Annotated in this window: 10 protein-coding genes; 6 read left to right on the forward strand and 4 right to left on the reverse strand. The window is 24.8% G+C overall.

Going from position 1 to position 14,797, the window contains the following annotated elements; genetic code table 11:
• The first annotated feature begins 48 nt into the window (after positions 1-48).
• Positions 49-2,151 carry a bifunctional 23S rRNA (guanine(2069)-N(7))-methyltransferase RlmK/23S rRNA (guanine(2445)-N(2))-methyltransferase RlmL gene (gene rlmKL / locus ATN01_RS01830; RefSeq protein WP_075433390.1) on the forward strand — a complete coding sequence of 701 codons (2,103 nt, stop codon included), beginning with the start codon at positions 49-51 and terminating at the stop codon, positions 2,149-2,151.
• Positions 2,152-2,173: 22 nt separating this feature from the next.
• Positions 2,174-3,952 (forward strand): ATP-binding cassette domain-containing protein, encoded by a 1,779-nt coding sequence (locus ATN01_RS01835; RefSeq protein WP_075433391.1) that lies wholly within the window; start codon positions 2,174-2,176, stop codon positions 3,950-3,952.
• A gap of 17 nt (positions 3,953-3,969) precedes the next feature.
• Here ATN01_RS01835 and ATN01_RS01840 read toward each other — a convergent pair whose 3' ends face one another.
• The 3 genes from ATN01_RS01840 to ATN01_RS01850 all read right to left on the reverse strand — a co-directional run bounded on the left by ATN01_RS01840 (position 3,970) and on the right by ATN01_RS01850 (position 9,412).
• Complete coding sequence (locus ATN01_RS01840) at positions 3,970-4,896, reverse strand: rhodanese-related sulfurtransferase (RefSeq protein WP_075433392.1); 927 nt, start codon at positions 4,894-4,896, stop codon at positions 3,970-3,972.
• 77 nt (positions 4,897-4,973) lie between these two features.
• Positions 4,974-7,835, reverse strand: coding sequence for a valine--tRNA ligase (locus ATN01_RS01845; RefSeq protein WP_075433393.1), 2,862 nt, complete (start codon positions 7,833-7,835; stop codon positions 4,974-4,976).
• A gap of 86 nt (positions 7,836-7,921) precedes the next feature.
• On the reverse strand, positions 7,922-9,412 hold the full coding sequence (locus ATN01_RS01850) for a leucyl aminopeptidase (RefSeq protein ID WP_075433394.1): 1,491 nt from the start codon (positions 9,410-9,412) through the stop codon (positions 7,922-7,924).
• Positions 9,413-9,571: 159 nt separating this feature from the next.
• Between ATN01_RS01850 and argF the strand changes: the two genes are divergently transcribed.
• The 4 genes from argF (at position 9,572) to ATN01_RS01870 (ending at position 12,566) form a co-directional block, all read left to right on the forward strand.
• Positions 9,572-10,588 (forward strand): ornithine carbamoyltransferase, encoded by a 1,017-nt coding sequence (argF, locus tag ATN01_RS01855; RefSeq protein WP_075433395.1) that lies wholly within the window; start codon positions 9,572-9,574, stop codon positions 10,586-10,588.
• Positions 10,589-10,734: 146 nt separating this feature from the next.
• Positions 10,735-11,670, forward strand: a complete 936-nt coding sequence (gene pyrB / locus ATN01_RS01860; protein WP_075433396.1) for an aspartate carbamoyltransferase — start codon at positions 10,735-10,737, stop codon at positions 11,668-11,670.
• 3 nt (positions 11,671-11,673) lie between these two features.
• Positions 11,674-12,135, forward strand: a complete 462-nt coding sequence (gene pyrI, locus ATN01_RS01865) for an aspartate carbamoyltransferase regulatory subunit (protein ID WP_075433397.1) — start codon at positions 11,674-11,676, stop codon at positions 12,133-12,135.
• A 41-nt stretch (positions 12,136-12,176) separates the two neighbouring features.
• A complete protein-coding gene (locus ATN01_RS01870) occupies positions 12,177-12,566 on the forward strand; it encodes a Rid family detoxifying hydrolase (protein ID WP_075433398.1) in 390 nt (129 codons plus the stop codon).
• A gap of 89 nt (positions 12,567-12,655) precedes the next feature.
• Here the strand turns inward: ATN01_RS01870 and ATN01_RS01875 are convergent, their stop codons facing one another.
• Positions 12,656-14,452 carry a DEAD/DEAH family ATP-dependent RNA helicase gene (locus ATN01_RS01875; protein ID WP_075433399.1) on the reverse strand — a complete coding sequence of 599 codons (1,797 nt, stop codon included), beginning with the start codon at positions 14,450-14,452 and terminating at the stop codon, positions 12,656-12,658.
• Positions 14,453-14,797: the final 345 nt, after the last annotated feature.

The raw sequence follows: 14,797 nt of genomic DNA on the forward strand, positions 1-14,797 counted from the left end.
AAAAAGTATGTAATATATCTTTTATAATACCGATCATAAAAAATAAAAATGAATTATTTATTTGCAAGTACAAATTTTGGCACTGAAAAATTGTTAGAAAAAGAACTATTAGATTTAGGAGTGAGAAATTTAAATGTAAAATATGGTGGTATTTATTATGAAGCAAATGATGCTTTATTATATGAAAGCTTAATTTGGAGCCGAATTGCTTCCAGGATTTTTTTATGTATAAAAACTTTTAGAATAAAAAATGTCAAAGATCTGTATCAAAATATATATAACATATATTGGCATAAAATTTTTCATTTAAACAATACTTTTATTATAAACTTCAAAGGAACGAATCATATTATTCGCAGTAGTTTATTTGGAGCTTTAATAGTAAAAGATGCTATTGTAGATCAATTTAAAGAAAAATATTCTTTTCGTCCGAATGTGAATCTGATTAATCCAGATATTAGGATAAAAGTATTAATGACAAATGTCAATATGATCAATGTTATGCTAGATTTAAGTGGTGAAGCTTTACATAAAAGAGGTTATCGTAAATTTTGTAATTTGACTCCTATTAAAGAAAACTTAGGTGCTGCAATAATATTAAATTCAGAATGGAATAAAAATACACCAATGATAGATCCTATGTGTGGATCAGGAACATTGTTAATTGAAGCAGCTATGATTTTTTATGATAAAGCACCTGGATTAACTAGAAAAAAATGGGGATTTAAATTTTGGAAAAAATATAATAAAACATTATGGGAAAATATTGTTAATGTTGCAGAAAAAAGATTTGAAAAAGGATTAAAAAAAGATTCTGCAAATTATTTTATAGGATATGATAATAATGCTAATATTATAAATAAAGCAAAAGAAAACGCATTTAACGCTGGTTTTGCAGGAATAATAAAATTTTTTAAAAAAAATATAAGTGATTTGCGAAATATTCATGATAAAAAAAATACAGGTATATTATTAAGTAATCTACCATACGGCCAGAGAGAAAAAACAGAAAGTCAATTAGTTGCTTTATATTTACAGTTAGGTGTAACGTCAAAAAAATATTTTAAAAATTGGCAACTTTCTGTTTTGAGTTCATCATGTTTTTTGTTGAATTTTTTACAAATGCAAACACAGAAAGAATATTTTTTAAAAAACGGTACATTAAATTGTATTCAAAAAAACTATCAAATTTTTTTAGAACATGTTGTCATAGAAAATCATGAATATCAAAATAGACTAGCTAAAAATTTTCAAAAATTAAAAAAATGGGCTCAAAAAGAAAATATAGAATGTTTTCGTGTATATAATGCTGATTTACCCAATTACAAAATAATAGTAGATGTTTATCAAAAATGGATAATTATTCAAGAATATAAAGCTCCTAAAATAATAAATTGTAAAAAATCACATAAAAGATTATGTGATGCTATTTATTATACTAAAGAAATATTATCTATTGATATTAATAATATAATATTAAAAACTAGACAAAAAAATAAAAATAAAACACAATACCAAAAATTATTCGATAAAAAAAATTTTATTGAAATCAAAGAATTCCATGCAAAATTTTTAGTAAACTTAACAGATTATTTAGATACTGGATTATTTTTAGAAAAAAGATTAATACGAAAATTAATCGGTATAATGTCTAAAGACAAAGATTTTTTAAATTTATTTTCATATACTGGAACTGCAACTGTTTATGCAGGACTAGGACAAGCCAAAAGCACTACTAGTGTAGATATATCGAATACTTATATAAAATGGGCTATAAAAAATATGTCTATTAATAATTTAACGCATTTTAAGCACAATTTTATCGTAACAGACTGTTTAAAATGGATCAAAAAAACAGAAAAAACATTTGATCTCATATTTATCAATCCACCCACATTTTCAAATTCTAAAAAAATGAATAAATCTTTTGAATTAAAGAAAGACTATTTTGATGTTATCAACAATGTAAGAAAAATTTTACGTAAAAATGGTAGTATTATTTTTTCAAGCTCTACACATAATTTTAAAATTAATTTAGACGAATTAAATAAAATTAAATTATATGCAAAAAATATTACAAAAAAAGTCACATGTAAAGATTATATAAATAATTCAAAAGTTTATCATTCTTGGATCATTAAACATATTTAAAAACTCAAAGATAAAAAAATTTATGCCTATAATTGCACTGCAAAACGCTTATTTATCATTTAGTAGTTTAGAAATTTTAAAAAATGCCACATTATATATTAATAAGCGTGAAAAAATATGTTTAATCGGTAAAAATGGTGTTGGAAAATCTACTATTTTAAAAATTATAAACAAAACACAAGATTTAGATAACGGTAAAATTTTTTATAAAAAAGACATAAAAATATCTTATCTAAAACAAGAAAACCCTAATACATTAGATATTTCAATATATGATTTTATCAGTTTAGGGTTAAATCAGAAATACACAAAAAATAATAGTATTATATCAGATAAAAAAATATATATCCACAATCATATAAAAGTTGAAAAAATAATTAACATCATTCAATTAAAAAAACATACTTTGTTATCTCAGTTATCTGGTGGATTATTAAGAAAAGTTGCATTAGCTCATGTATTAATAGGTCAACCTGATGTCTTATTATTAGATGAACCTACAAATCACTTAGATATAAAAACAATAAAATGGTTAGAAAAAACATTAAATCAATTTCTAGGAAGTATATTGTTTGTATCGCATGATAGAAATTTTATTCAAAATTTATCTACACGCATCATAGATCTTGATCGTGGAAAATTAACATCTTGGCCAGGAGATTATTATAATTTTGTAAAATTAAAACAAGAAAGCTATCGTATTGAAGAAATGAATAAAAAAATATTTGATAAAAATTTTAAAATTGAAGAGAAATGGATCAAAACTAGTGTTAAAGCTCGTTCTACTCGCAATGAAGGAAGAGTTAAAAATTTTCAAAATTTACGCAAAAAACACAATGAGTATAAAAAAACAGAAAAATTAGGTAAAATTCAAATTAATCAATCTAAAGATTATTTAGGAAATATTCTTTTTAAATTAGAAAATATACATTTTTCTATAAATAATAAAGTTATTATTAAAAATTTTTCGTCAAGCATTCAAAATGGTGATAAATTAGGATTAATTGGTGATAATGGATGTGGAAAAAGTACAATTATTAAAATTCTAATAGGAGAAACACAACCTGAAAAAGGAACAATATATAAAAAAAAGGGATTAAAAATATCATATTTTGATCAAAATCGATCTTTATTAAATCCAAACAAATCTATTATAGAAAATATGGATTATGGAGAAGAAAAATATTTAATAAAATATTTAAATAATTTTCTTTTTAAAAAAAACGAGTTACAATCATTGGTAAAAACATTATCAGGTGGACAATGTAATAGATTATTATTAGCAAAATTATTTTTGAAACCAAGTAATGTTTTAATTCTTGATGAACCTACAAATGACTTAGATTTAGATAGTTTACAATTATTAGAAAAAGTGATTATTAATTATCAAGGAACTGTTTTAATCGTTAGTCATGATGAAAGATTCATCAAAAATACAATAAATAAATCTTGGTGTTTTGAAGAAAAAGGGATCATTAAAAGTTATATTGGCCATTATCAGTTGTTTCAAAAAGAAAAAAAAGAGAGAAAAAAAAATAAAAATACAATAAATAATACTTTAGAAACAATGAGACAAAAAAAATTAAAACAAGATTTAAACAAAACTTTACTTGAAATAGAAAAAATTGAGTTAGAAATTAAAAAATTGCAAAAACAAATAAATCAAACCGACTTTTTTAAAAATCAAGTAGAAGATACATTGCCAGTACTAAAAAACTTAAACAAAAAAGAACAAAAATTAGAAAAAAAAATAATATATTGGGAAAATTTAGAAAAATATATTATAAAAAATAAGAAATAAAAATTAAATTATACAAATTATTTCATACATTTAAAAGAACAACAACCATCAAAAATATTAGCACAGTTTTTACATTGAATAAAAAGTAAATGACATATATTATTTTTACAATTAACATAATTATCTGATAAATTTTTGCACTGATAACAAGAAGATATTATGTCATCTGAGATTTTTTCAGACATACGATAATCAAAAACAAAATTCTTTCCTTTAAAAAGGATAGGTAAATTATTTTTTTTAGCATCATGTACATATCCAATAATACCTCCTTCTATATGATAAACATATTTAAAACCATTAAAAAGCATCCAAGAAGTGGCTTTTTCACAACGGATTCCTCCAGTACAATACATAACAATTTTTTTTTCTTTTGCATATTTCATTATTTTTATTACATTTTTTAATTGCTCTCGAAAAGTTGAGCTTTTAATTTCTACTGCATTTTTAAAATGTCCAATTGCGTATTCATAAGAATTTCTCATATCAACGAATATTGTTTCTTTATCATTTAGCATGATATTAGTTTCTTTAGATTTAATGTAAACACCAGTGTTTTTAGGATTAAAAAAAGATTCATTGATTCCATCTGATACAATTTTTTTTCTAACTTTAACAGATAAAACCCAAAAAGATTTCTTAGAGCTTAAAGATTTATTAATACGTATACAATTTAACTCTGAATCAAATGCATATAAAAATTTTTTTAAAAAAAAATAATTTTTTATTGGAACACTGATTTGTGCATTAATACCCTCTTTAGCAATGTAAACTCTACCTAATACATCATATTTATAAAAATTTTCATAAATTTTATCTCGATATATCTGAGGTTCTAAAATATTAAAATATTTATAAAAAGATAACGTTAAACGTTGTACTTGTTCTGATAACATACGTTTTTTTAATTCTTTTTTAGCTACAGTATTATATAAAACAGACATTAGAATACCTTGTATTGTAGTTTTGAAAATAGAAAACATTCTAAAAAATAAATTTTACATTCATTAAAAAAATATTATTAATGACATAAAACTATAAATTTTTTTATTTGTTTTGATAGCTCTTTATATGTTTTATTTAATTGTAACAATTTAGTTTTTTCTTTTTTTATTATGTTTTCTGGAGCAAATAATAAAAATCTTTCATTCAAAAGTTTTTCTTTTATGATTGAAATAGTTGTAAAAATTTTTTCTTTTTCTTTTTTTAATCGTGTTAATTCTATTTTTACATCTACTAATTTTAATATAGGGATGATTACAGATACTCCATTAATGATCTCTTTTATGAATAAATTTTCATTATACTCTTCAGATAATATTGTAATACTTTCTAAAGCAGCGATTTTTTTTAAAAAAAGTAAATTTTCTTTAATAATGATTTGTTGTTCAGATTTTAAATTATATAAAAACAATGGTAATAGTTTAGTGGGATTAACATGCATTTTAATTCTAATATGTCTTAAAAAGATGATAATTTGTTGTAGAAAATGCATATTATTTAACACTGTTCCATCAATTAATTTGTTGTTATATTTTGGAAAAGGTTGTAACATAATTGTTTTTTCTTCTATATTAGTAATTAATTTGATACGTTGCCAAATTGATTCTGTTATAAATGGAATAATTGGATGAGCTAATCTTAAAATCGACTCTAAGGTATAAACTAAAATATTTTTAGTAATATGAATTTCATTATTAGAAAAATTTTTAATAATTATTTTTACAAATTCTAAATACCAATCGCAAAAAATATTCCAAATAAAATCATATAGAATATTAGCAGAAACGTCAAAACGATAATTATCTAATGAATCACGATATAATTTAATAGTATTATTCAGTTTTATTAAAATCCATTTATTGATTAATAACATATCTTGCGTAAAATTTATTTTTGAAAAAGAATGATTTTTAGTATTTATTAAAACAAATCGACTAGCATTCCAAAGTTTATTACAAAAATTTCGATATCCTGTTAATCGTTTAACATCCCAGTTAATATCACGTGTATTAGAAGCTAATGCAGAAATAGTAAAACGCAATGCATCTGTTCCAGTAGCCTCAATACCATTAGGAAATTGATTGGTCGTACGTTGAATGATTTTATTAGATACATGTGATTGTAATAAGTTACTAGTTCTTTTTTGAAGCAATTTTTTTAAAGAAATTCCATCTATCATATCTAGAGGATCAATTACATTTCCTTTTGATTTCGACATTTTAATACCTTGATCATCTCGAATTAATCCTGTTATATACACTTTTTTAAATGGAACTTCAGGGTTTTTTTCTTTATCTTTCATAAGATACATTGTCAACATAATCATACGAGCGATCCAAAAAAAAATAATATCGAAACCACTAACCAAAACATCAGTAGGATGAAAAAGTTTCAAAAATGTTGTCTTTTTAGGCCAACCTAAAGTTGAAAATGTCCATAATCCAGAAGAAAACCATGTATCTAATACATCTTCATCCTGTTGTAAAAATATTTTGTTTGATAAAAAATATTCTTTGCGTATTATCTCTTCATTATGTCCAACATATATATTTTTTTTATTATCGTACCATATAGGAATTCGATGACCCCACCATAATTGACGAGAAATACACCAATCTTCAATATTCTTCATCCAAGAAAAATACATACTTTCATATTGCTCAGGAATAAATTTTATTTTTTTTTCTTTTACTGCATCAAGTGCTACTTGAGCTAATTTTGATGTTTTTAAATACCATTGATTTGTAAGAATAGGTTGAATAACGATACCACTGCGATCACTATAAGGGACATTTATTTGACACTCTTCAACTTTTTTCAATAATCCTAAATTGTTAATTGCTTCAATAATTTTATTTCTGGCAGAAAAAATATCTAATTTTTGAAATGATATAGGAATAACATTACTATGTATATTAGATATTTTCCCATTATAATCATAAACATCAGAAAAAGATTTAATTCGTCCATCAAAAGAAAAAACATTAATCATAGGTAGTTTATGACGATAACCTACCTCATAATCATTAAAATCATGAGCTGGAGTAATTTTAACACATCCTGTTCCTTTTTTCATATCCGCATATTTATCTCCGATAATAGGAATTATTCTATCAATTAGAGGACATTTAACAAATTGACCAATTAATTGATTATACTTAATGTCTTGCGGATTGACTGCTATAGCTGTGTCTCCTAATAAAGTTTCAGGTCGAGTTGTAGAAACAACTAAGTATTTAATTTTAGAATTTGCACAAAAATTATTTTTAATAATAGGATATTTGATTAGCCATTTTTGACCTTTTTCTAAACGATGTTCAACTTCTAAATCTGAAATTACAGTTTCTAGTTTTGAATCCCAATGAACTAATCTTTTTTTTTGATAAATAAAATTATTTTTATACAATATAATAAATGCTTCTCTTACAGAAAAAGAAATATCTGGATCTAAAGTAAATTTTTCACGATCCCAATCAACAGATACTCCTAAACGTCGCATTTGTTTAGTCACAATGTTTTTATATTTTTTTTGCCAAATCCAAACTTTTTTAAGAAAATCATTTCTATTATAATCTTTTTTAGTTTTTCTTTCTTCTAAAAATATTTGACGTTCGACTAATATTTGTGTTGCTATTCCAGCATGATCTGTACCAACTTGCCAAAAAGTATTTTTTCCTTGCATTCTATGATAACGAACTAATATATCCATAATTGTTTGTTGAAATGCATGACCCATATGAAGATTCCCAGTAATATTGGGAGGTGGCATCATAATACAAAAAGTTGGTTTTCGTAAATTGTTTGGTTTAAAATACCCATTTTTTTCCCAAAAATTATATAAAGATTCTTCAATATTTTTAGGGTTATAAATTTTTTCCATTTTTATCTAACTATTTTGAATAAAAGAAAGGTATAATAATATTATCAAAAATATAAAGTATTTACGTAATATTTTTAAGAATAAAGTTAATTTAATTGATTCAATAAAAATTGACATACAAGTTCAACAGGTCGTCCTGTGGATCCTGTTTGTGATTTCCAAGCAGTACCTGCAATATCTAAATGTACCCAATTATATTTTTTTGCAAAGTTATAAAGAAAACAAGCTGCAGTTATAGCTCCAGCTTTACTATTCCCACTGTTAGAAAAATCTGCTATAGAAGAAGTTAGTTGTTTCTGATATTCTGTAAATAATGGTAAACGCCATATTTTATCATTCGTTTCTTTCGAAGCTTTTTCAAATTCATCAGATAGATATTCACTATTTGTAAAAAAACCACTTACAGAGTCTCCTAATGCTGTTACGCATGCGCCAGTTAATGTAGCAATATCAATAACTATATTTGGAGAAAAACGTTCTAAATAAGTTAATGTATCACATAATACTAAACGTCCCTCAGCATCAGTATTTAAAACTTCTACAGTTTTTCCTGACATAGTAGTTAAAACATCTCCTGGTCTAAAGGAAGAGGATCCTGGCATGTTTTCACATCCAGATAAAATACCTATAATTGTTAAAGGTAATTCTAATTCAGACGCTGCAATTAAAACACCATAAACTGCTGCAGCACCAGACATATCATATTTCATTTCGTGCATATTTAATGCAGGTTTAATAGATATTCCACCAGAATCAAATGTTAATCCTTTACCTACTAAAGCAACTATTTTATTATTAATAACATTTTTTCCAGTGTATTTTATTACAGACATAAATGGTTTATTTTTAGATCCTTGCCCAACAGCTACATAAGCATTCATTCCTAATTTTTTCATTTTTTCAAGATCAATGATTTTAACAAAAATATTTTTTGGATATTTTTTGGCAAGTTTTTTCGCCTGTATAGATAAATATTCAGGATTGCAAATATTAGGTGGTAAATTATTAATATCTTTTGCAGAAGTTATCCCAAGATTAATAGCTAGTGCATGTTTTAAAGCTTTTTTTGCACTCAATAATTCATTATCTTTTAACACGTTTAAAATAATTACATTAAAATAAATATTTTTTTTTAAAACATCATTCATTTTTCTGATTTTATATAAAGCTTTATATAAAAAAAGAGTAATTGATCTAATTAACCAATATATATTATTTTTAATATTAATACTTAATTCAGAAAAAGAACACACAAAATTTTTTATAGATGTCTGTTTGAGTTTTTCAATAATATTTTTACAAATTTTTTTTAAAATAAATTGATTTATTTCTTTTTCTTTGCCAAAACCTACTATAAATATTCTTTTTGCAGAAATTTTAGGGATGTTATACAACATCAACGTTTCACCTATTTTCCCTTGAATATCCCCAAATTTTAATAAAGAAGTAATATAACCATTGCTACATTGATCTAAATAATTAGCAGAAATGGAAAATTTACATGAATCAAAAATACTTACTATTATACAATCTGTATTTATTTTGTCTAAATTACAACTTTTTATAATAAATTTCATTTTTTATTTATTTCAAATTACAATATAATTTATTTATAATACTGTGTTTTAATATATTAACAATATCTATTATTAAAATTATCGAAAAATAAAAAAATACTATATAATACAAACATCTTTTTACTTCTAATAAAAATTTTATCTACTGGGATGTTAAATATGAATAATTTGTATAATCGTAATTTTTTAAGATTATTAGATTTTTCTTCTTCGGAATTGAAACTAATTCTTGATTTATCTCAAAAATTAAAAAAAAATAAAAAAGATAAAAAAGAAATTCAGTTACTTAAAAAAAAAAATATAGCTTTAATTTTTGAAAAAGAATCTACTCGTACACGGTGTTCTTTTGAGATTGCAGCTTTTGATCAAGGAGCTCATGTTACTTATCTTGGACCTGGCAGTACACATTTTGGCACCAAAGAATCAATTGAAGATACAGCAAAAGTACTTAGTCGATTATATGACGGCATTCAATACAGAGGTCATGACCATAAAACAATAGAAATCTTAGCAAAAAATTCAAAAGTTCCAGTATGGAATGGTTTAACTGAAAAATTTCATCCTACACAATTACTTGCTGATTTATTAACTATTAAAGAAACACATCCTAAAAAAAAATTTCATGAAATAAAATGTGCATATGTCGGAGATGCGCATAATAATATAGGAAATAGCTTTTTAGAAGCTGCATCACTAGTTGGACTAGATTTACGTTTAATATCTCCAAAAGAATGTTGGCCAGAAAATAACTTTTTTTCAATGTGCAAAAAAAAATCACAAAAACATAAAGGAAACATAATATGCACGGAAGATATTAAAGAAGGACTAAAATATGTAGATTTTATTTATACTGATGTTTGGGTTTCTATGGGAGAACCTTTGAACACATGGAAAGAAAGAATTAAACTATTAAAATCTTATCAAGTTAACAATACTATGTTAAATGCAACTTATAATCCTCAAGTAAAAATACTTCACTGCCTTCCTGCATTACATAATCAAAAAACAGAACTAGGAAAATCTATATTACAAAAATATGGATTTAACAATGGTATGGAGATAACAAATGATATTTTTCAAAAAAACGAAAAAATTATCTTCGAACAAGCTGAAAATAGATTACATACTATAAAAGCTATTCTAGTCTCTAGTCTTGCAAAGACAATTAACTTGTAAAGACTAATAAATAGAATTAAGATTAAATCGATGGTACAAAAAAATTATTTGTAAATATATAAATTATTTGTTAAATATTTTGTAGGGTTTTATATACTCGAAGTATTCAGTACTGTAGTCTCTGAATTAATCAAGGAAAATAAAAGTTGAGAAATCCTTTGTTTAAAAAAAACATTATTTCAATTAATGAATTAAAACGAAATGAACTAGAACTAGTTTTAAAAAAAACTCAGGTTCTTAAAAAGAAACCGCAAGTAGATTTATTAAAAAATAAAATTATAGCTAGTTGTTTTTTTGAAGCTTCTACTCGCACTCGTTTGTCGTTCGAAACAGCTGTCTATCGATTAGGAGCTTCAATCATAGGGTTTTCTGATGAAAGTAATATTTCTTTAAAAAAAAAAGGAGAAACATTAGCAGATACTATTACAGTAATTAGTTCTTATGTTGATGCTATTATTATTCGACATCCTCAAGAAGGCTCTGCACGTTTAGCAGCTGAATTTTCTAATGGAATACCAATATTTAATGCTGGAGATGGAGCGAATCAACATCCTACTCAAACACTTTTAGATCTATTTACTATTCAAGAAACTCAAAATAGACTGACTCACTTAAATATTGCAATGGTGGGAGATTTGAAATATGGAAGAACCGTACACTCATTAACACAAGCATTAGCTAAATTTGAAGATAATAAATTTTTTTTTATTTCACCTGATGCATTAATTATGCCTGAATATATTAACGATATGCTTGATAAAAAAGAAATTTTTTGGAAAAGATGTAAAAATATTGAAGAAATAATTTCTAAGATAGATATTCTGTATATGACAAGAGTACAAAAAGAACGACTTGATTCAACTGAATATGCAAACTCAAAATCAAAATTTGTATTACATGCTAAAACGTTACAAAATGCACGTAAAAATTTAAAAATATTACATCCTCTTCCTCGTATAGATGAAATAGATTATGACGTCGATCATACACCTTATGCATGGTATTTCAAACAAGCAGCAAATGGGATTTATGTACGTCAAGCTATTTTAGCACTGGCGTTAATAGAAAAACATTTAAGATAAAATATGGAAATCAATAAACTTCAAGTAGAAGCGATTAAATCCGGTAGTGTTATTGACCATATACCAGCTCATATTGGATTCAAATTGCTATCTTTATTTAGATTTACCGAAACAGAAAAACGTATCACTATAGGTTTAAATTTACCATCTCAAAAATTAGGAAAAAAAGATATCATTAAAATTGAAAATATTTTTTTAAGTGACGATCAAATTAATCAATTAGCTATTTATGCTCCACATGCAACTGTAAATTATATTAACGAATATAATCTAGTAGGAAAAACTTTTCCAAGTTTGCCTAAAAAAATAGATAGAATTCTAATTTGTCCAAATAGTAATTGTGTCAGTCATCATGACTTTATTACTTCTAGTTTTTTTTTGAAACAAGATAAACTTTATAATATGTATTTAAAATGTAAATATTGCGAAAAAGAATTTTCTAAAAATATAGTGTTGTCACATTAATAATCATATTTATAACATTAAATATAAAAAAACGGTACTGTATGAATTGTATAATTAAAACTAAAAATGCACCTAAACCTATTGGTCCTTATTCCCAAGCTATTAAAACAGATAATTTTGTTATTTTATCTGGACAAATACCTATTGATATCAAATCTAATCGTATTCCAGAAAATATTTCTGAGCAAACATATATTGTATTGATGAATATAAAATCAATTTTAATTGAATCAGGTTTGCAAGTAAAAGATATTATAAAAACTACAATTTTTACTACTCAGTTAAAAAAAATTGATATTATTAATGAAATTTACATGAAATTTTTTTTAGATAATCACGCTAATTTTCCTGCTAGGTCTTGTATAGAAGTTCAAGCATTACCTAAAAATGTAAAAATAGAAATTGAAGCAATTGCATTTAAAAAAAATTAACAATTTTAATTCGATGTAACAAGTGATTTTCAAATAAATTATATTTAAACTGTTTTAATATGCCGCAAAGCGGCATAAAAAATTCATAGTTAAATACTTTTACGACGAAAAAAAGATGATTTTAATTCGTTTTTGCATGGTTTTGATTTACTTACACGATTATTAGAAAAACGACGATGACTTGTTTTATCTTTATGAAATAAAGACCTATTAGACATTTTTTTTTCATATTTTTTAGTATCTCGTAATAATTTTATGTTAATTAATTTATTTAATATTTTAGTATGAGTAAAATGTTGTAATAAATCTTTAGGTAATTCTTTAGATAATTCAACAGTAGAGTAAGTAGGAAAAATTTTAATATTACCAATATTCCGACTATTAATATTTCCTTCATTAGCAATTGCTCCAACTATATGTCTTACTTCTACTCCGTCATTACGTCCTATTTCAATACGATATAAATCTATATCTTTACTGTCACGACGTGATCGATTACTATATGTTTTATTATCACGTCTGCGATCATCTTTTTTAAATGAGATATTTTTAGATGCATTATGTGATAAATCTGATTTTATAATTAATGGTCGTTCACCTTGAGCCATTTTCAATAAAGCCGCAGCTAAATTTTTTATATCTAAATCATCTACAGAATATAGTTTATCTAATAATGAAACGTATTGATCTAAATCTTTGCTTTCTAACTGCTTTTGTACTTGTTTTGCAAATTGTTCAAGACGTCTTTGAGATAATAATTCAATTCTTGGCAGTTGTACTTCTGGAATACTTTGTTTAATAGTACGTTCTATGTTACGTAATAAACGACGTTCACGATTTTCAACAAATAATAAAGCACGTCCAGTACGTCCAGCACGTCCAGTACGTCCTATTCGGTGTACATATGATTCTGCATCCATTGGAATGTCATAATTAATAACAAAGCTAATACGATCAACATCTAAACCACGAGCTGCAACGTCTGTTGCTATTAAAATATCTAATCGACCGTTTTTTAATCGTTCTAGCGTTTGTTCTCTTAAAGCTTGATTCATATCTCCGTTTAAAGCTGCACTATTATATCCATTTCGTTCTAGAGCTTCAGATACTTCTAAAGTTGCATTTTTCGTCCTAACAAATATAATTGTAGCAGAAAAATCTTCTGCTTCTAAAAACCTAATTAACGCATCAGTTTTTCTACCACATACCATCCAATAACTTTGTTTTATATCTGGACGTGTAGTTATATTCGATTGTATTTTAATTTCTTTTGGGTTTTTCATAAATCTTTTAGAAATACGACGTATTACTTCGGGCATTGTAGCTGAAAATAATGCAGTTTGATGATCTTTTGGGATTTTTTTCATAATTTCTTCTACATCTTCTATAAAACCCATTCGTAACATTTCATCTGCTTCATCTAAGACTAATCCACGTAAATTTGAAAGATTAAGAGTTCCTCTTTTTAAATGATCTAATAGACGTCCTGGAGTTCCTACAACAATTTGAGGGCCTTGTCGTAATGCACGTAGCTGCAACTCATACCTTTGACCACCATATAAAGGTAATACATTAATTCCAACCATATATTTAGAAAAACTAGAAAACGACTCGGCTACTTGTACCGCTAGTTCTCTTGTAGGTGCTAATACTAATATTTGAGGAGCTTTTAAACTAATATTAAGATTATGTAATAAAGGTAATGAAAAAGCAGCTGTTTTTCCACTGCCAGTTTGTGCCATGCCTAATACATCATTTCCTTTTAAAAGTAAAGGAATACAAGTGGCTTGAATAGGAGAAGGTTTAACATATCCCATTTCGTTTAGTGATTGAATTAAAAAAGGATTTAAACCAAGAAAAGAAAATGTGCTTTCAATATGAGTCATGCAGTAGATATGCCTTTTAAGTTACAGTGGCCAGTCTACATAGCTCATGATGAAAATATTTTATTTATTCTCATTGAAAAGTGTGAACCGGCTCAAATAAAGTGATTTAATAAACAAAACTTTAATACTTCAAAAGAAGTAAAAATTTTACTTATGAGTTGTTGCTAATGATTTTTAAAATATATAAATAAATTATTTTTTATAAAATCATACTTAGCAATATATTAAAATTTATTTTTAAAAATTTTTTATCTATTTTAAATTTTAATTTTCATTTAAATAAATTAATTGAATAATATATTTATTTATAATGGTACTATTTGACAAGACATAAATCTATGTTTT

It is taken from the genome of Buchnera aphidicola (Diuraphis noxia) (assembly GCF_001700895.1).
Classification (GTDB): Bacteria; Pseudomonadota; Gammaproteobacteria; order Enterobacterales; family Enterobacteriaceae; genus Buchnera; species Buchnera aphidicola_D.

What these genes read in the sequence shown, in the direction of transcription:
- ATN01_RS01870 (WP_075433398.1), top strand. Translation starts at nt 12,177, where the DNA reads ATGAATTGTATAATTAAAACTAAAAATGCACCTAAACCTATTGGTCCT.
- rlmKL (WP_075433390.1), top strand. Translation starts at nt 49, where the DNA reads ATGAATTATTTATTTGCAAGTACAAATTTTGGCACTGAAAAATTGTTA.
- ATN01_RS01845 (WP_075433393.1), bottom strand. Translation starts at nt 7,835, where the DNA reads ATGGAAAAAATTTATAACCCTAAAAATATTGAAGAATCTTTATATAAT.
- pyrI (WP_075433397.1), top strand. Translation starts at nt 11,674, where the DNA reads ATGGAAATCAATAAACTTCAAGTAGAAGCGATTAAATCCGGTAGTGTT.
- ATN01_RS01840 (WP_075433392.1), bottom strand. Translation starts at nt 4,896, where the DNA reads ATGTCTGTTTTATATAATACTGTAGCTAAAAAAGAATTAAAAAAACGT.
- ATN01_RS01850 (WP_075433394.1), bottom strand. Translation starts at nt 9,412, where the DNA reads ATGAAATTTATTATAAAAAGTTGTAATTTAGACAAAATAAATACAGAT.
- ATN01_RS01875 (WP_075433399.1), bottom strand. Translation starts at nt 14,452, where the DNA reads ATGACTCATATTGAAAGCACATTTTCTTTTCTTGGTTTAAATCCTTTT.
- argF (WP_075433395.1), top strand. Translation starts at nt 9,572, where the DNA reads ATGAATAATTTGTATAATCGTAATTTTTTAAGATTATTAGATTTTTCT.
- ATN01_RS01835 (WP_075433391.1), top strand. Translation starts at nt 2,174, where the DNA reads ATGCCTATAATTGCACTGCAAAACGCTTATTTATCATTTAGTAGTTTA.